1 pseudogene (only partly in view) is annotated in these 222 nt (G+C 78.8%); it reads right to left on the reverse strand.

Features of this window, described 5'->3' with window-relative positions:
- Positions 1-52 precede the first annotated feature (52 nt).
- Positions 53-222, reverse strand: a pseudogene (locus tag CCN56_RS24720) (SDR family oxidoreductase); it runs 431 nt beyond the window's last position.

Below are 222 nucleotides of genomic sequence, written 5' to 3' on the forward strand. Positions count from 1 at the left end.
CCCCCAGGCCCCGTCCCGCGCACCGCCGGATCCCCGTCCCGGCGCCCCCGCGTCAGGCCAGTGAGCCTCCCGTCGCGTCGATCCAGTCGCCCGTCACCCAGCGCGCGTCGTCGGAGGCCAGGAAGGCCACCACGTCCGCTATCTCCGGCGGTGTCCCGACCGCGCCCAGCGCCGACAGCGCCGCCGCCCCCGCCCAGGCCTCCTCGTCCCCCCGCAGCCACT

Origin of the sequence: Streptomyces sp. NRRL B-24572, from assembly GCF_002156145.1 — a bacterium.
GTDB classification, from domain to species: Bacteria; Actinomycetota; Actinomycetes; order Streptomycetales; family Streptomycetaceae; genus Streptomyces; species Streptomyces vietnamensis.